The sequence below is a fragment of the Nonomuraea sp. MTCD27 genome (assembly GCF_041950495.1).
GTDB lineage: Bacteria > Actinomycetota > Actinomycetes > Streptosporangiales > Streptosporangiaceae > Nonomuraea.
The window spans coordinates 691208-708527 of record NZ_JBGNUW010000004.1; the positions used below are offsets into that span (position 1 = coordinate 691208).

The 17320-nt window shown below is 72.1% G+C and carries 15 protein-coding genes; 6 read left to right on the forward strand and 9 right to left on the reverse strand.

Annotated features, from left to right (window positions below):
* The first annotated feature begins 3 nt into the window (after positions 1 to 3).
* The gene (locus ACBJ59_RS15400; RefSeq protein WP_375110842.1) at positions 4 to 1272 is read left to right on the forward strand and encodes an ABC transporter substrate-binding protein; all 1269 of its coding nucleotides are present in this window, start codon (positions 4 to 6) and stop codon (positions 1270 to 1272) included.
* Between the two features lie 85 nt (positions 1273 to 1357).
* Here the strand turns inward: ACBJ59_RS15400 and ACBJ59_RS15405 are convergent, their stop codons facing one another.
* From ACBJ59_RS15405 to ACBJ59_RS15415, 3 genes are all read right to left on the reverse strand, one after another.
* Entirely contained in the window at positions 1358 to 2353 is a 996-nt protein-coding gene (locus ACBJ59_RS15405) for an NAD-dependent epimerase/dehydratase family protein (RefSeq protein ID WP_375110843.1), read from the reverse strand.
* A gap of 450 nt (positions 2354 to 2803) precedes the next feature.
* A complete protein-coding gene (locus ACBJ59_RS15410) occupies positions 2804 to 3262 on the reverse strand; it encodes a GNAT family N-acetyltransferase (RefSeq protein WP_375110844.1) in 459 nt (152 codons plus the stop codon).
* 102 nt (positions 3263 to 3364) lie between these two features.
* Positions 3365 to 4009, reverse strand: a complete 645-nt coding sequence (locus tag ACBJ59_RS15415; protein WP_375110845.1) for a TetR/AcrR family transcriptional regulator — start codon at positions 4007 to 4009, stop codon at positions 3365 to 3367.
* Between the two features lie 60 nt (positions 4010 to 4069).
* Between ACBJ59_RS15415 and ACBJ59_RS15420 the strand changes: the two genes are divergently transcribed.
* A complete protein-coding gene (locus ACBJ59_RS15420) occupies positions 4070 to 4468 on the forward strand; it encodes a VOC family protein (RefSeq protein WP_375110846.1) in 399 nt (132 codons plus the stop codon).
* Positions 4465 to 5046: a hypothetical protein gene (locus tag ACBJ59_RS15425; RefSeq protein WP_375110847.1), complete on the forward strand. Its 582-nt coding sequence runs from the start codon at positions 4465 to 4467 to the stop codon at positions 5044 to 5046. Before ACBJ59_RS15420 ends, ACBJ59_RS15425 begins: the two co-directional genes overlap by 4 nt.
* 33 nt (positions 5047 to 5079) lie before the next feature.
* Here the strand turns inward: ACBJ59_RS15425 and ACBJ59_RS15430 are convergent, their stop codons facing one another.
* The gene (locus tag ACBJ59_RS15430; protein WP_375110848.1) at positions 5080 to 5772 is read right to left on the reverse strand and encodes a maleylpyruvate isomerase family mycothiol-dependent enzyme; all 693 of its coding nucleotides are present in this window, start codon (positions 5770 to 5772) and stop codon (positions 5080 to 5082) included.
* A 329-nt stretch (positions 5773 to 6101) separates the two neighbouring features.
* Positions 6102 to 7628: an FAD-dependent monooxygenase gene (locus ACBJ59_RS15435; RefSeq protein WP_375110849.1), complete on the reverse strand. Its 1527-nt coding sequence runs from the start codon at positions 7626 to 7628 to the stop codon at positions 6102 to 6104.
* Positions 7629 to 7818: 190 nt separating this feature from the next.
* Between ACBJ59_RS15435 and ACBJ59_RS15440 the strand changes: the two genes are divergently transcribed.
* Together ACBJ59_RS15440 and ACBJ59_RS15445 are read left to right on the forward strand one after the other, a co-directional pair.
* Positions 7819 to 9015 (forward strand): cytochrome P450, encoded by a 1197-nt coding sequence (locus ACBJ59_RS15440; RefSeq protein WP_375110850.1) that lies wholly within the window; start codon positions 7819 to 7821, stop codon positions 9013 to 9015.
* Positions 9016 to 9124: 109 nt separating this feature from the next.
* Entirely contained in the window at positions 9125 to 12373 is a 3249-nt protein-coding gene (locus tag ACBJ59_RS15445) for an AAA family ATPase (RefSeq protein WP_375110851.1), read from the forward strand.
* Here ACBJ59_RS15445 and ACBJ59_RS15450 read toward each other — a convergent pair.
* Both ACBJ59_RS15450 and ACBJ59_RS15455 read right to left on the reverse strand, forming a co-directional pair.
* Positions 12370 to 13866, reverse strand: a complete 1497-nt coding sequence (locus ACBJ59_RS15450; protein ID WP_375110852.1) for an RICIN domain-containing protein — start codon at positions 13864 to 13866, stop codon at positions 12370 to 12372. The genes ACBJ59_RS15445 and ACBJ59_RS15450 overlap by 4 nt on opposite strands.
* 86 nt (positions 13867 to 13952) lie before the next feature.
* Complete coding sequence (locus ACBJ59_RS15455; RefSeq protein ID WP_375110854.1) at positions 13953 to 14558, reverse strand: YdcF family protein; 606 nt, start codon at positions 14556 to 14558, stop codon at positions 13953 to 13955.
* An 86-nt stretch (positions 14559 to 14644) separates the two neighbouring features.
* On the opposite strand from ACBJ59_RS15455, the gene ACBJ59_RS15460 reads away from it, so the two are divergent.
* Positions 14645 to 15442 carry a class I SAM-dependent methyltransferase gene (locus tag ACBJ59_RS15460; protein WP_375110855.1) on the forward strand — a complete coding sequence of 266 codons (798 nt, stop codon included), beginning with the start codon at positions 14645 to 14647 and terminating at the stop codon, positions 15440 to 15442.
* A 48-nt stretch (positions 15443 to 15490) separates the two neighbouring features.
* On the opposite strand, the gene ACBJ59_RS15465 is transcribed toward ACBJ59_RS15460, so the two are convergent.
* Positions 15491 to 16333, reverse strand: coding sequence for an ABC transporter permease (locus ACBJ59_RS15465; RefSeq protein WP_375110856.1), 843 nt, complete (start codon positions 16331 to 16333; stop codon positions 15491 to 15493).
* The gene (locus tag ACBJ59_RS15470) at positions 16330 to 17301 is read right to left on the reverse strand and encodes an ATP-binding cassette domain-containing protein (protein WP_375110857.1); all 972 of its coding nucleotides are present in this window, start codon (positions 17299 to 17301) and stop codon (positions 16330 to 16332) included. The genes ACBJ59_RS15465 and ACBJ59_RS15470 overlap by 4 nt, the downstream gene beginning before the upstream one ends.
* Positions 17302 to 17320 lie beyond the last annotated feature (19 nt).

The window sequence follows — 17320 nt, forward strand, 5'->3', positions numbered from 1 at the left end:
GGGATGCGAGTTTCTGCGATCGGTTGCACGGCGCTGCTCCTGCTTGCCGTCGCCGCCTGCGGGGGGCGGGACAGCGGCGGCGGCACCGGTACGGCCGCCTCGGGCCAGTGCCAGGGGCAGCAGACGACCGGCATCACCGACAAGAGCATCAAACTGGGCGGCATCTACCCGCTGTCCGGCCCCGCCTCCGCCTACGGGGACATCCCCAAGGGCATCAAGGCGTACTTCGACTACATCAACGCCGAGAAGAACGGCATCGGCGGGCGCAAGGTCGAGTTCGTCGTACGCGACGACGGCTACCAGCCGCCCAAGGCCGTCGAGGAGGCCCGCAGGCTGGTGGAGCAGGAGCAGGTGTTCGCCCTGTTCCAGACGCTGGGCACCCCCTCGACCACGGCTACCTGGGACTACGCCAACCAGCGCAAGGTGCCGCAGATCTTCGTCGCCACCGGCGCCTCGAAGTGGGGCACCGACGCCGCGCACCCGTGGACCATCGGCTGGCAGCCCAACTACGTCTCCGAGGCCCGCGTCTACGCGGCCTACCTCAAGCAGGAGAAGCCGGAGGCCAAGGTCGCCGTCCTCTACCAGAACGACGACTTCGGCAAGGACCTGCTGGGCGGGTTCAAGCGGGCGCTGGAGGGCACCCAGATCAAGGTCGTGGCCGAGCAGAGCTACGAGGTCTCCGACCCCAGCATCGACCCGCAGGTGCGCAACCTCGCCGACTCCAAGGCGGACGTGTTCCTCAACATCACCACGCCCAAGTTCGGCTCGCAGGCGCTGGCGGCCGACGCCAAGAACACCAAGTGGAACCCGCTGCACATCGTCAACAACGTCGCCGCCTCGATCACCGTGCTCAAGCCGGTGGGCTTCGAGAACGTGCAGGGCGTCGTGTCGGCCACGTACTACAAGGACCCGAACGACCCGACGTGGGCGAACGACGCCGAGATGATGCTCTACAAGGAGAAGATGAAGCAGTACGCGCCCGGTGCCGACCCGAACGTGCCGTACCACACGTTCGGATGGGCGGCGGCGACCAGCTTCCACAGGGCCATGGAGGCGGCCGCGTGCCCGACCCGCGAGGGGCTGCGGGACTCCGTCCGCAACCTGAAGGACGTGAAGGTGGACATGCTGCTGCCCGGGGTGACGCTGAACACCGCCCAGGGCGACGGGTTCCCGATCGAGTCGATGCAGCTCATGACGTTCAAGGGTGAGCGGTGGGAGCTGTTCGGCGAGGTGATCGACACCCGCAAGGAGTTCGGCCCGCTGACGGGCTGACGGGCTGACGGGCTGACGAACGGGGCCGCTCGGGGCTGGACGGTCAGGGCTGGACGGTCAGGGCTGGACGGTCAGGGCTGGACGGTCAGGGCTGGGGCTTGATCGTCCCGGCCCGGACCAGCCAGTCGACCGCCTCGGAGACGGCCTCCAGCGAGGTGTAGCGGGGCCGGTGCCCGAGCAGCCGCTCGGCCTTGGCCATGCTGCAGTGCGGGCTGTGCGCGATGTGGTCGTACGTCAGCTGGGCGTCCTCCTCGGACACCGTGCCCCGCCACTGCTCCCACGGCAGGAACGCCAGCCGCGCGTCCTTCCCGAACCAGCCCGCCACCGCCTCGGCGTACCCGCGCAGCGTCAGGGCGGTGGTGGCGACGGAGTGGAAGCTCTCCCCGATGGCGGCGGAGGGACTGGCGATGGCGTCCATGAACAACCGCGCCACGTCGTCGGCGTGCACGTGCTGGACGGTCTCCATGCCCAGATTGGGCAGCGCGAGCTCGTCACCGTCGGCGAGCGCCTGGTAGACGGCGGGATTGACGTTGCCCGCCGGGTTGACCGGCACCCACCCCGGCCCGGTGATGTGCCCCGGATGGATGATCGTCGCGGGGAACCCGTCGCGGCGGGCGCGGTCGAGCAGGAACGCCTCGATGGCGGCCTTCTGCACGCCGTACTCGCCGAAGGGCGTCCGCCGGCGATCCTCGGTCGTCGGCACCTGCGCGCTCGGCCCGTGCACCCAGATGGTGCCGCAGTGCAGGAACTGGCGCACCCGCCCGCTGAGGGTGGCGGCGATCTCCCGCGCGCTGCTCTCCTTGAAGCAGATCAGATCGATGACCACGTCACCTTCGAGCTCGGCGATCCGCCGCCCGAACGCCCCGAACGCCCCGTCAGCTCCATTGGCCCTGTTTGCCCCGTCCGCTTCCTCGGCCTCCCGATCGGCGATGACGGTGCTGACCCGCTGCCAGGCGCCGTGCGGGGTGTAGGGGTCACGCTTGCCCCGGCTCACGTTGACGACCTCGTGACCGGCTTCGACGAGCCTGGGGATGAGGTACGTACCGATGTGACCGCTACCACCGATGACCACTACGCGCATGCGCCCAGCGTAGACCCGCCCCGGCGACGCCGCCCACCCGTGGGCTGCTTACCGGTTCGGCCCGCCTGCGCCCGCCCGGAAAGGCCCGGCGCCCACCCGTGGGCTGGTTACCGGCTTGGCCCCCTACGCCCGCCCCGAGTGGACCTCGCTGCCGCTCGGGCTGTCTTCCAGGCGCGCGCCTCCGGCACGCGACGCCTCCGCCCAGGGGGCGCTTCGCGCGGAGGGGTCTTCGCCCGGAGGCGCTTCGCGCGGGGTCCCTGGGGCGCTTCGCGCACGAGGGCCTTCGCCTGGGGCCCTCCGGCACGCGACGCCTCCGCTCAGGGGCGCTTCGCGCGGAGGAGTCTTCGCCCGGGGTCCCGAGGCGCCTCGCGCACGAGGACCTTCGCCTGGGGCGCTTCGCTTGGGGCGCGGGGGTCGGTTTGGTGTTGTCCACAGGCGGTGGACAACACCTCAGCGCGGGTGATAGTTGAGCGTCCCAAGGGGCCAGTGCGTGGACAGCCAGGCTGTCACGGCTTCATACAAGGGCACGTCCAGTTCGGCTCGGTCGGCCCGGACCCAGGAGGACACGTCAGTGGCGTGGTCGTCGCTGGGGGAGGGATAGATGTAGACGCATCCGATCACCTCGCCGCCGGCCGGATCGAGGACGGTGTAGGTGAATCCGCGGCGCTGGGCGAAGTCGTCCGCGTGGCGCCGCAGGTCGGCGAGGTTTGCCTCCAGGGTCATGCCGCCCACGGGAGGCCAGTCTCCGTCCGGGAAGCCCGGGGTCGCGCGAATGTGCTCGATGCTGCTGGTCCAGGCGGCGTGGTCGGCAACGTTGTGTTGGGGCCCCAGGGGCTCCAGACGGAACTGCGGGGTGGCCAGGTACAGGGGCACGGTGAAGTCGTCGGGGACGAGGACGCGGTCGTTCATGAGGCCGAGGCTATGAGGCCGAGCTCATGGGTCGCATCCGGATTGATCCGCGCCGCTCACCAACCGGCCCGTCTGTCGCCTCCGACAGCAACCCGGTGAACGTCACCGGTCAGAGCACTGGTCATCCGCCCCCAGCAGGGCATAGGCGAGCTGATCGGCCGCCCAGGTCGCCCATTGCGAGGTGCTCCACCCGCACTCCCGCTCCAGCACCAGGAACAGATCGGGTGACAGCAACCCCACAGTGACGTCCGTCGCCCGCTGGACGTCCATCCCGGGCCGCAGCGCATCGAGTCCGTCGAGGATGCCGACGAAGGTCTCGTGCGCCGTGCGCCGCTGCCCGCTGTTGACCTGCCACTGCTCGGCCATCTCCGGGTCCCCGGCCGCCGCGTCGCGCACCACTGCCAGGATGGCCGCCACCCGGTCGAAGATGGCGCCGCTCTCGCGGACCCACAGCGCGATCGCCTTCCTCGGGTCGGTCGAGCCGCGCAACTCCACGAACCAGGGGCGCTCCAGCAGCGGGATCGGCTCGTCGTCGCCCACCGAGGCGACGTCCACCACGTGCTTGAGCAGCTGGCTCTTGCTGCCGTAATGGAAGTAGACCGTCTGCACGGACACCCCGGCCGCGTCGGCCACCTCCTGGAAGGTGGTGCCCGAGTAGCCGCGCGTGGCGAACAGGCCGTGCGCCGCCTCCACGATGCGCCGCCTGGTCGGTGCTGATCGCCGATTCCTGGTATTGACGTCCGCCATGAACTTAGAGTACCACTTTAAAGTGTCACTCTAAATCTTTGGCCGACAAGGGGGCCGGTTGTGACCGTCCTCAAGGGTTTCCACCACATCAAGCTGCCTGTGTCCGACGTACGCAAGAGCGCGGAGTGGTACGGGCGGGTGCTGGGCCTCGACGTGGCGATCGAGTTCGTCGAGGAGGGGGTGCTCCGTGGCGTGGCCATGCGCGACGCGGGGCAGACGCTGATGATCGCGTTACGCGAGGAGCCGGAACGCGTACGGGCTCTGGGCGGGTTCGACCCCGTCGCGCTGGGGGTGCCCACGCTCGACGCGCTCCGCGACTGGGTCGCCCGACTCGACGACCTCGGCGTCTCCCACGCCGGCATCACCGAGGGCAGCATCGGCTGGCTGGTCGCCGGCCTGATCGACCCCGACGGCATCGAGATCCGCCTCTACACCCTGCAGCAGAAGAAGGAGCAATGATGAGAACCGTCCATGTCCTGTCAGCCGGCGTGCTGCTGGCCGCCTTAGCCGCACTCCCCGCCACCCCAGCCTCAGCCACCCCAGCCTCAGCCGCCTCTGCCTCCGCGTCCACGGCCTCAGCGACCTCAGCGGTCGCCTCCGCCGGGTCCGCGTCCGCGTCCGCCAGGATTGGTACGTCCGCTGCCGTCGCCCCGTTCGACCGCTGGGGTCCCGTCTACTCGCCCGGCCGCCAGGCCAAGGCCATCGGCGAGCTGCGGGCCACCGGCCTCGACCCCGAGGACGACCTGCCCGTAGCGCACGTACGCGTCCGGGTGCTGCTCGCCGACCGAACCCCCAGCGACTTCCGCTGCGCGTGGGCCGTCTTCCGCATCACCTACTACGACGACGAGGGACAGCCCGCTCTCACCCACAAGCGCCTGCGCAACTGCTTCGACGACGAGACGCCCAGCCTCCTCTTCAGCAGGTCGGACGTCACCGAGGTGGAGCTCAAGGTGTGCAGCGAGGCCAAGTCCGCCAGGCCGAGCGCCAACTGCCTGTACTCGGGGACCTGGAAAGTGCTGTTCACCGCGTTCCCGTAGACGCGGACCCGACGTCGGACCCGATCGGCCCCGCTACGCCCGCTCTCCGGCTGTCTCGGAGCGGTCGCGCAGGATCGGGACCCCGTCTCCTTCCAGTTCGTCGCAGTAGGCAATCCGCCCCGTCATCGCCATGATCAGCGACAGCGTCCGCCCCGACACGAGAGCCGGTCCGGTGCCGGCCTCGAAGGGGCCGTCGGTGGCGGTGAGCCGCAACCCGTCGATCCGGCCCTTGGCCTGGACGACCAGGTCCGATTCCCGGTAGTACTCGGCCAGCCGGGTGAGCGTCGGGATCGGGTAGTCGCGGCTCAGGCCGAGTGGGCGCCGGATGTCCTCCCCGTGCACGATCGTCTCCCCGAGCATCGCCACGGCCGGGAGCGGTGGTGAGGTGGTGCTCGTGACGACGGCCTCGAACCTCTCCAGGGTGTCGGCTCCGGTGGTGCCGAGGTGCTCGGCCAGGCGCATGGCCACCTGCTTGTCGAAGTCGAACCGGCAGCGGATCACGCCCGCCAGCCACCGCACCGGGTTCAGGCTGGCCCCCGCCGTGAGGTGGGCGAGCACCTCACGCACCGTCAGACCTTCGCACAGGGACGGGGTGGCCCACTGTTCCTCTGTCAGGGCGGCGAGGTCGGATGCCAGGGCCGCTCGTTCGGTGTGGATCAGCGGCCAGATGGCGGCCGGGTCACGGCGGCGACGGCGACGGGTGGATTTTGGGCTTGTGTCTGGCATTCCGGACGTCTTTCTTCTGAGGGTTCTGGGAAGAGAGACATCCCAAGCTGGTGAAAGTCATCGGTCTGGTCCCCTGCACAATAGGGGCCCAATGGTGTGGCGGGTCGGGGTGGGCGTTCGTGGCCCACCGTGTAGCCGGGTAACGGGTGAACGCGCGATGGGCGCCGGAGGCGTCGTCGTGCCGGAGGCGCGTCGAAGGGGAACGCCTGAGCTCATCGGGCGCGAAGCGCCCCCGGGCGAAGACCTTTGGGGTGGGGACCCGCCGGCCCACTTGGTGATCGGGCAACGGGTGGGCGGCCCCGGCCCACCTACCGACCCACATCCCCTGGTCAGGAGAGCCCGAGTGCCATCCGCAGAGCGCCCGACGGATCCTCACCCCGCCACGCCACGTGCTGGTCCGGCCGGACGATCGTCAAGGGCTCGCCGGGCAGGTGCACCACCCGGAGCGGTACGCCCAGCTCCCGCGCCTCCGCCACCACCACGGCGGCCCCGGGCAGCCCCTGGTCCCCGACGAGGCTGAAGGCGGGGCCCAGGCGGTCGTACAGGGACTCGCCGGGCGAGAGCCAGCGGTGCGGCAGCCGCTCCCCGGCGTCCGGGGCGACGACGGGCGAGCCCGCGTACGTGTACCCGAGCACCAGGTCCAGGCTGTGGAACTCGCTGTCCTTGGTCCTGAGCACCGCCTCCGCCACGGCCGGCCGTACCTTCTCGAACTCGGCCTCGTCCCCCATCAGCGCCGGGTCGGCGAGTTCGGGGGCGAGGGTGGCCATGTTCGCGGCGGCGGCCTCGATGGTGTCGGCGGCGATGGGGCGGCGCTCGCTCTCGTACGTGGCCAGCAGCTCGGCCGGAGCCCACCCCTGCAGTACAGCGGCCAGCTTCCAGCCGATGTTGACCGCGTCACCGATGCCGGTGTTGAACCCGTGGCCTCCGTAGGGTGGGTTCTGGTGCGCCGCGTCGCCCGCCAGGAACACGCGCCCGCTCCCGTACCGGTCGGCCAGCAACATCCGCGCGGTCCACGGGTCGGTGGCCAAGATCTCCACCTCGATGTCGGCCCCGGCCAGGTTCCGTACCAGCCGCACCGGGTCGGCGTCCCGCGCGCGTACGCCCTGCGCGATGCACCACCAGGTCTCCTCCAGGTCCAGGCGGCCGACCAGGCCGGGCTGGGCCGGGTTCAGCACCCAGTAGTGCACGGCGGGGCCGTGCGGCATGCGCTCGGCCAGCCCGGGGGCGCGGAAGACGATGTTGAAGTTGGGCCTGGCGTCCTGGCGGCCCTCGTAGCGGGCGCCGATGGCCGCCCTGGTGACGCTGCGCGGGCCGTCGCAGCCCACCACGTACTGGGCGCGTACCTCGTGCTCGTCGCCATCGGCGGAGGCGATCCGCACCGTCACCCCGTCGGCGTCCTCGCGGAGGCCGGTCACCTGCCGGCCCGTCAGCAGCGCGTCGCCGACGGCCTCCCGCAGCACCTCCTCCACCAGCGGTTGCGGCGCCTGCTGGCCGGGTTCGGCGGCCAGGTCGGAGCCGGCCAGGTCGAGGCCGAAGCAGCCGCCGATCCTGGTGATCTCGCGCCCGAGCAGGCTGTTGACGAACACCGCCGCGTCCGACCACGACACCGCCAGCGGCGCCCGCGCCCGTAACGTCTCCGCCAGCCCCCACCTGCGCAGCAGCTCCATCGAGCGCGCCGAGGTGGTCTTGGCGCGCGGGCGCAGCCACGAGACCGACTCGCGCGGCTCGACCACCAGGCAGCGAACGCCGTGGTGGGCCAGCTCCACGGCGGTCGCCAGGCCGACGGGCCCGCCTCCCGCGACGAGCACGGGCACGGACGGGGGCACGGGGCCGGGGACTTGCCGCGCCAGATCCATGGGCGTCCTCTTTGTCGTAGGGGATGCAGGTATATTCCTGGCGCCGTCCGGCCCGCGTCAAAGGGCGCCGCGCACCGCCGCCCGGCCATGATTCAGGTACGAGCGCACAACGATTCAAGATCGCACTAGTGCCCGCATCGCCCGCATCAGTAGCGTTCTACGCAAAAATCAGGATCAGCCAGGGGATTGCATGAGCGAGACCTCGACGATGCCGCTGCACATGCGGCGGGTGGAGTTCGATCCGGCGCCGGAGCTGGCGGCCGCGCGGGACCAGGAGCGGATCAAACGGATCACGACGGCGTTCGGCACCGACGCCTGGCTCGTGACGCGCTACGCCGACGTGCGGGAGGTGCTGGGCGACGCCGAACGGTTCAAGGTCGCGCCACAGACCATCGCCCGGCTGCCCGGAGCGCCGGAGATGACGGAGGAGCAGAAGGCCAAGGTACGCGCCGGCAACCTGCTCGGCGTGGACCCGCCCGAGCACACGCGGCTGCGCAGGATGCTGACCCCCGAGTTCACGATCCGCCGGATCAACCGGCTGGAGCCGCGGATCACGCGCATCGTCGAGGAGCACCTGGACGCCATCGAGGCCGCGGGCTCGCCCGCCGACCTGGTGCCGTCGTTCGCGCTGCCGATCCCGTCGCTGGTGATCTGCGAGCTGCTCGGGGTGCCGTACGAGGAGCGCGAGGGCTTCCAGGAGCGCACCGCCAGGATGCTCGACATGACCGTGCCCGGCGAGCAGCGCATGATGCTCCAGTTCGAGCAGCGCGCGTACATGGAGGGCCTGGTCACCCGCATCCAGGCCGACCCGGGCGAGGAGCTGCTCGGCATGCTCGTCCGCGAGCACGGCGACGACCTGTCCACCGACGAGCTGGTCGGGATCGGCGGCCTGCTGCTGTTCGCCGGGCACGAGACCACCTCCAACATGCTCTCCCTGGGCACGCTCGCCCTGCTGCGCCACCCCGAGCAGCTCGACCTGCTGCGGAAGGAGCCCGAGCGCATCGACGCCGCGGTGGAGGAGCTGCTGCGCTGGCTCAGCGTCGTCAATTCGGGCACCACCAAGGTCGCGACCGCGGACACCGAGGTGGGCGGCCGGCGGATCGAGGCGGGCGACCTGCTGATCTGCACCCTGCCCGTGGCCAACCGGGACCCGTCGTTCCTGCCGGACGCGGACGCGTTCGACCTCACCCGCGGCGCGCCCGGCCACGTCGCCTTCGGTCACGGCGTCCACCACTGCCTGGGCGCCCCGCTGGCCCGCATGGAGCTGCGGATCGCCTTCCCCGCGCTGCTCAGGCGCTTCCCGAACCTGCGCGTGACGGACACCGCCCCGCGCTTCCGCACGTCCTCCATCGTGTACGGGCTCAGCTCCCTGGAGGTGGCCTGGTAGATCGGGTCACCCCCGCCGGCCCGATCCCTCGGGGACGCGCATCCTGCCCGCCGGAACCGCTGGAAGGCGTTGGGAAATTGTCGGTTCGGGCGGATAACGTGCAAGCGTCATGCCTATGGACGTCGCGGCCCACGAGCTGATCGGCCGGGAGCACCCGGCCGAGCTGCTGCGCGCCGAGATCACCCGGGTCGTGGGCAGCCACGGCGGCCTGGTGCTGGTCACCGGCGAGGCGGGCATCGGCAAGACCACGCTCGTCACCAGCGCGGCGGGCGAGGCCAGGCGGCGCGGCGCGCTGGTGGTCGGCGGCGCGTGCTGGGATTCCGGCAGCGCCCCCGGCTACTGGCCGTGGGTGCAGGTCATCAGGGCCCTGCGGCGGGCCGCCGAGCCCGAGGAGTGGGCGGCGGCCGAGGAGGCGGCGGGCGCGAGCCTGACCGCCCTGCTCGGCGAGGCGCATGCCAGGGGCAGGGGCACCGAGCTCGGTGACGCCGCCAAGGGCAGGGCACCCGAGTTCGGTGAGCTGCCGAGCGGTGGGGCGACGCCCGACGGCTTCCAGCTCTTCGACGCGGTCACCTCCGCCCTGGTCGCGCTCTCGCAGCGGCGCCCGGTGGTGATCGTCATCGACGACCTGCACGTAGCCGACCCGGCCTCGCTGCGGCTGCTGGAGTTCGCGGCGCAGCAGACCTGGTTCGAGCGGCTGCTGCTGATCGGCACCTACCGCGACGCCGAGGTGGAGCCCGTCGACCACCCGCTGCGCGACCTGCTGTCACCGCTCGTGGCCAAGGCCACCACGATCACGCTCACCGGGCTCGACCGGGCGGGCGTCGGCGCGCTCATGGCCCGCACCGCCGGCCTCGACCCGCCGCCCGAGCTGGTCGAGGAGGTCCACCTGCGCACGGGCGGCAACCCGTTCTTCGTCGAGCAGACCGCCCGGCTGTGGCGCAGCGGCGGCTCGGCCAGCGCGATCGCGCCCGGCGTGCGCGACGCGCTGCTGCGGCGGCTGTCCCTGCTGCCGCGCCAGGTGTCCGAGCTGCTGCCGGCCGCGGCGGTGCTGGGCCGGGAGTTCCACCGCCAGGTGCTCGCCGCCACCATCGCGCAGCCGGTCGCGCACGTCGACCGGCTGCTCGACCTGGCCGTGGTGGCCAGGCTCGTGGTGACCAGGGGCGGGGGCGTGTTCGCGTTCGCGCACGACCTGGTGCGCGAGACCCTCTACGACTCCCTCGACGACCCGCCCGGCCGGCACGCCGCCGTGGTCGCCGCGGTGGAGAGCGCGCCGGGCCTGGCCGGCAAGCTGCCGCCCAGCGACCTGGCCAGGCACGCCTACCTAGCTGGTGACCGGCTCGACCCGGAGAAGGCCATCGACCTCCTGCTCGACGCGGCCCGCGAGGCCGGCGGCAGGCTCGCCGGGGAGGAGCAGGTCGGTCACCTGCGCAGGGCGTACGAGCTGAGCGCCGCCTCCAGCCCGCGCCGGCGCGGCCTGATCGCGCTCGACCTGGGCCGGGAGCTGCACCACACCGGCGAGCCCGAGCAGGCCAGGCGGGTGTTCGAGGAGGCCGCCGCCATCGCCCGCGACATCGACGACCCCGAGCTGCCCGCCCGGGTCGCGCTGCTCTTCCACAGCCTCTACGGCCGGGAGAAGGCCCTCGACCGGCTCAAGGACGCCCATCGCCGGCTGGTCGGCGGCTCGGTGCCGGACGAGCGGCTCGCGACCGATCTGGTCCTCCACCTCATCAACCTGGCCAGGCAGGAGGGCAACGACGACGCGCTGGCGTTCGGGCTGTGGGCGCACCACGACATCATCTGGGGGCCGGGCACGGCCGGGGAGCGGGTGGTGCTGACGGGCGAGCTGATCGCCGTGGCCCGGCGCACCTCCGACGCCGACCTCGAGCACTTCGCCAGCGCCCTGCGCTGGGTGGCCATGATCGAGCAGGGCGACCCGCGCTACCTCGACGAGTTCCACGACTACGACGCCAGGGCGCGGCGCAGCGAGCGCCCGCACCTCGCGATGACCGCCGACGTCGACGCCAGCATCATCGCGGGTCTCGCCGGCCGCTTCGCCGAGGCGGAGTCCCTGCTCGCGGCCATCGAGCCCGACGCCCGCCACGAACAGTTCACCTTCATGCTCATGCACCACCGCTGGTCGTTGATGGCGCTGCAGGGCCGGGTCGACGGGCAGGAGCAGGCGCTGCGCGCGCTCAGGGGCACCGGCCACCCGTGCGTGCCGCTGCTGGAGGGGCTGACCGCCCTGCACGCCGGCGACCTCCACGCGGCGCTGCGCCAGCTCACCGACGAGGAGCCGGACGACCGCATGGTCCAGCCGATCTGGCTGCGCTTCCTGGCGGAGGTGGCCGCGGCCACGCAGGACCCGGAGCTGTGCGCCCGGGCGCGGGCCGGGCTGGCGCGGCATCGGGGGCGGTGGGCGGTGTCGCTGTTCGGCTGGGATATCGGCGGTCCTTACGACCTCTGGCTCGGCCTGGTGGACGCGGCGGAGGAGCGCTGGGCGGAGGCCGTCGCGGAGCTCACCGCCGCCTACCGCGCGGCCGACGCGATGCGGGCGCGGCCGTGGTCGGTGCTGGCCCGGGGACGTCTGGCCGAGACGCTGCTCTCCCGGGCCGGGCCCGGCGACGCCGAGGCCGCGCGGGCACTGCTGGAGGAGGCGCACCGGGAGGCGGTGGAGCTGGGCATGCGGCAGGTTCCGCAACCCGTGCGACACACCGGCGAGTCACCCCATGCGCGGCCCGCCGGGCACGCGGTGCCGGAAGGCGCCCGGGCGCTGCCGGGCAACGCCTGGCGTGGGGGCTCGGGCAGCCCGGCCGGGGAGTTCCGACGGGAGGGAGCGGTCTGGTCGCTGGCGTTCGACGGTCGGGTGGCCCACCTGCCCGACGCCAAGGGTCTGCACGACCTGCACACGCTGCTGAGCCGTCCCGGTGACGACGTGCCCGCCGTGCTGCTGCTCGATCCCGAAGGCGGCGAGCTCGTCGTGGCGGCCCGCCGGATGGGCGGTGACGACGTGCTCGACGAGGAGGCCAAGACCCGATACCGCCGCCGCCTGGCCCGGCTCGACGAGGAGATCGACCGGGCCGCCGAGCTGGGCGACGACGGGCGGGCGGCGGAGTTCGACCGGGAGCGGGCCGCGCTGCTGGCCGAGCTGCGGGCCGCGGCCGGCCTGGGCGGGCGCACCCGGCGGCTGGGCGACGAGGCGGAGCGGGCGCGCAAGACCGTCACCGCGCGCATCCGCGACACGCTGCGCAAGCTCGACCACGCCCATCCCGAGCTGGCCGCCCACCTGCGGGCGACGGTCTCCACCGGCGCCACCTGCCGCTACCAGCCGGGCGACGACAAGATCGGGTGGCGCCTCTAGGGGTGGACCGGCGTGTTCGGCGGGTGCAGCCAGTCGGGGGTGCGCCACTGCTGGACGTTCGAGCGCACGCAGGGAGTCATGGACAGCGACCGCCCGTCCGGCTCCAGCTGCAGGCACAGGCCGGTGGCGACATGCTTGACCTCCCAGTAGAGCCACTCGTGGAAGGGCGAGCGGTAGGTGAAGCGCCACAGCTGGCCGGGGCCCCCGGAGCAGGGCTCGCGGACCGGGCGTTGCCGCCCCGGCGGGCCGGAGACGGCCAGGCAGCGATCCATGCTCCTGATCGCGTAGTCGCCCCGGGCGTCGCGCGGATAGCTGAAGGCCTGATTGGCGCGGCCGTGGCACTCCCACGTGATCACGTCGGTGTCGTTCGCGGCGTCCAGGCACACGCCGTTCTCCGCGCTGGCCAGCGAGCTGCCCAGGTCCGGCAGGCGGTCGGTGACCAGCCAGCGCTGGACGAGCCGCCCGCCGGCGCAGGCCCGCAGGATCAGCGGGGTGCCGGCCATGGTGGAGCCCATGTTCGGCTCGGCGCACAGCTCGCCCTGCGGCGAGGCGATGGCGAGGGACCGGTCGGACACCCGCCAGAGCTGGTCGCCGGAGTCGCCGCAGGCCGCCTCGGTGAGGTAGATCCCCTCGGTGAGGTGCCGGGCCTCCGGGGTCAGGCAGCGCTGGGTGGCGCGGTTGCGGATCCGGTGCAGGTACGTGCCGCCGCGCTTGTCCGGTTCGAGGTCCCACCGGTAGGTCTGGCCGGGGCTCGTGTTGACGATCGAGGCGCCCAGCCTGGCGTGCGGGGGAGCGGGGGCCGAGTTGTTGACGACCAGGTAGCGGCCGGGGACGTACAGGGAGAGGATCGTCACGTTCGAGCGCCTGAGCGAGTCGCGTACCTGCGCTTCGGCGTACGTCACGTAACCCAGGAAGGCCGCGGTCGCGCACACGACCGGCACTGTCACGACGGCGACCAGCTTGACGCGGCGGCCGGGTGCCTCCGGCTGGGGATCGGCCAGCCTGCGGTAGGACCGCAGCCACTTGTCCGCCGCGGCGCCCGGCACGTCATGCACCGCGAGGAAGGCGCGGATGACCGGCTCGGCCTGCCCGGCGTCGTTCAGCCAGCTGGTGCGCCGGCCGGTGACCTGCTCCAGGTCGGCCCGCCCGAACGCCAGCCCGCGGGCGGCGGCGCGCGTCTCCAGCTCGGCGAAGCGGGGCGTGCCCGCCCGCTTGCGCAGCTCCTTGAGCAGCCGCTTGAACGTGGGCAGGTCGTGCGCGCTGAACGGGTCCGCCGCGCTCGCCGTGCGGTTGGCCCACCGCGAGCGCAGGACCTCGCCCAGCGGCGGGAACGCGGAGGCCAGGCAGGCGAAGAGCACGGCGGGCAGGATGTGGGCCGGGTTGAGCTCCGGCCGGCCGTCGGTGGCGAAGTTGACGTAGACGCCGGTCAGCACGGAGCAGACCGCGCCGAGCAGGACGACCGCGCCGACCACCAGGGCGGGTTTCGCGCGCATGCACCCTCCGTCCGTCCGGCACCGTGAGTCGGCTCATGGTAACGGAACGTACATGCGCGGGTCAGGGAGAACGTCAGGGATCCCCGTCAGTGCCACGCGCCGCCGGTGAGCACGAGGTCCTGGAGGCTGCCGTCGGCGACGCGCCGCGACACCTCTTCCCATTCGCGCATCACCCGCTTCCTGCCACCGGGCATGGCGGGCCAGTCCGTGCGCGTGATCGGCCGGCCGGCGCTGGGCGGCTCCCAGGTGATGCCGTGGAAGGGGCCGAGGCCGGGCACGAGGGTCTTCAGCATGTGGAGCGCCCGCCGGTGGTACCACTTGCAGACCGCCGTGACGGCGAGCCCCGACGCCAGCGCCTCGTGCAGGAAGGGCAGCGAGAGCTCGACGTTCTGCCAGGTGTTGAGCGAGCGGTCCTCGCACCGGATGGCGTCGTCCGGGACGCCGCGTTCGAGCAGGAGGCGGCGGAACGTACGCGCCTCGCGGGTGCCGTCGTGGCGATTGACGCCGCCGGTGGCGATGATGAGCGGCGCGAGCCCCCGGTGGTACCGCTCGGCCGCGATCTCGACGGGCGGGCGGACGTACATGGTGCCGAAGAGGATGAGCGCCGTGGGCCGCCCGTCGGGCGGAAGGGCCTCGGTGTCCACGAAAGCGGTGATGGCGGCGATCTGCTCGGAACCAAGGTCGTCGGTCATTTGTGATCCTCACCGGTCGGGATCCCACCTCACGGTCACGATAAATCGGCTCGCCTCCCGTCGCACGGCACCGCCAGGATGGGACCATGTCCTTCGACCGCCGGCTGTCGGCCACCTTCGACAGTGCAGCCGCCACCTACCAGGACGCCCGCCCCGACTACCCGGCCGAGCTCTATTCCGACCTGCTCCGGATCACCGGCCTCACGCCGCCCGCGCACCTGCTCGAAGTCGGCTGCGGGCCGGGCAAGGCCACGCTCCCGCTGGCGCGGATGGGCTTCCGGATCACCGCGGTCGAGCTCGGCCAGGCCCTCGCGGCGGAGGCCCGGCGCCGCCTCGCCGACTTCGCCGGCGTCTCGGTGATCACCTCGCCGTTCGAGGGCTGGCAGCCGCCGGCCGGCGACCGGTTCGACCTCGTGTACGCCGCCACGGCCTGGAAGTGGCTGGACCCCGCCGTCAAATACGCCAAGGCGGCCGCCCTCCTCGCCCCGGGCGGCCACCTGGCCGTGTGGAACGCCGAGCACGCGATGCCCGCCGGCTACGACCCGATCTTCGACGAGATCCAGGAGGTCTACGAAGAGATCGGCGAAGGCCACGACGGCCCGTGGCCGGGACCGACGCCCGAGGAGCAGCCCAACCCCGTCGCCACCGAGTTCGAGACCTCCGGGCTCTTCACGGTGGCAGGGACCCGGCTCTACGTGTGGGCCCTGCGCTACACGGCCGACGAATACCTGGCCCTGCTCGACACGTTCTCCGGCCACATCGCCATGGAGCCGGACCGGCGCCGGCACCTCTACCAGGAGATCCGCCGCCTCCTCGCCACCCGCCCGGACGGGCGGCTCACCCGCCACTGGTATGTCGTGCTCACCGTCGGCCGCCGCCTCTGAGCGTTGTCGGCATCAGCGACAGGACCGCCGACCCGGGGCCGCCTGGACCTACTTGCGGTTGTACAGGCGCATCGTCAGCGTGCCGAAGATGGCGACGAACAGGGCCGCCGACACCAGCACCCAGGTGATCTCCCCCATGTCGGGCGCCCCGCCCATCAGTGACCGTACCGAGGTCACCAGGTGGGAGATCGGGTTGGCGTTCACGAACACCTGCAGCCAGCCCGGCATCGTCGCCGGATCGACGTACACGTTGCTCAGGAAGGTCAGCGGGAACAGCACCAGCATGCTGACCCCCATCACCGCCTTCTCGCTGCGCATCAGCAGGCCGAACATCGTCCACACCCACGAGAACGCGAACGAGAACACCAGCAGCAGCAGGATCCCCGCCACCGCCCCCGCGAGGCCGCCCTGCGGGCGGAAGCCGAGCACCAGGCCGATCAGGAAGATGACCGTCGAGGCCATCGTGTACCGCAGGACGTCACCGAGCAGGTAGCCGACCATGGTGGACGGGCGCCAGATCGGCAGGGTGCGGAAGCGGTCGAAGACGCCCTTCTCGATGTCCTTGTTGACCTCCACCCCGGTGTACATGGTGATCATCACGACGCTCGTCACCATGATGCCGGGCAACAGGAACTGCAGGTATTCCGTGGGGGAGCCGGCCAGCGCGCCGCCGAACAGGTACGTGAACAGCAGCGTCATCATCAGCGGGAACGCCGTCACGTCGAAGAGCTGCTCGGGCACGTGCTTGATCTTCAACATCGCCCGCCAGCCGAACGTCATCGACGCCGACCACGCGCTCGGCCGGGGTGGTCTGGCACCGGGTGCCAGGACCGTGGCCAGGGCCTCGGCCGCGGGTGCGTACGTGGTGGTGCTGTCGGTGGTGGTGCTCATGCTGCTGCCTCCTCGGTGGTGGCGGGGTGGTCGGTGAGGGCGAGGAAGACCTCGTCCAGGCTGGGCTGGCCGAGGGAGAAGTCGTCGACGACGATGCCGGCCTCGGCCAGGCGGCCGAGCGCGCGGGAGGCCTGCTCGGCCTCGTTGCCGCCGCCGGTGATGCGGGCGGTGAGCGCCACCGGGTCCGCCTCCAGGTAGACGGGCGTGTCCAGCGTCTCGGCCAGCACGCGCTCGGCGTCGGGGCGGGTGGCGGCGTCGCGCAGCCGTACGTGGACCGAGCCGGACCCGACGGACGACTTCAGCTCGCCCGGCGTGCCCTCGGCGATGAGCCGGCCGTGGTCGATGACCGCGATGCGCTGGGCGAGCCGGTCGGCCTCCTCCAGGTACTGGGTGGTCAGGAGCACCGTGGTGCCGTGGGCGACGACGATGCGGACGATGTCCCAGACCTGGTTGCGGCTGCGCGGGTCCAGGCCGGTCGTGGGCTCGTCGAGGAAGAGCAGGTCGGGCGTGTTCAGGATGCTGGCCGCGATGTCGAGCCGCCGCCGCATGCCCCCCGAGTACGTCTTGACCTGCCGCCCCGCCGCCTCCGTCAGCCCGAACGCCTCCAGCAGGTCCGCGGCCCGCTCGCGCGCGGCCGGCTTGCGGTGGCCGAGGAGGCGGCCGAGCAGGATCAGGTTCTCGGCGCCGGTCATCTCCTCGTCCACGGAGGCGTACTGGCCGGTCAGGCTGACCCGGGAGCGTACGGCGTCCGCCTCGCGCACGACGTCGTGCCCGAACACGGTCGCCTCGCCGCCGTCGGGCCGCAGCAGCGTGGCCAGCATGCGTACGGCGGTCGTCTTCCCGGCGCCGTTGGGCCCGAGCACGCCGTACACGGCGCCGGCGGGCACGGCGAGGTCGAGGCCGTCCACGGCGCGCGTGTCGCCGAAGACCTTGACCAGGCCGGAGGTCTGTATCGCCAGATCTGTCATGGGTGTTCCCTTCGAGATG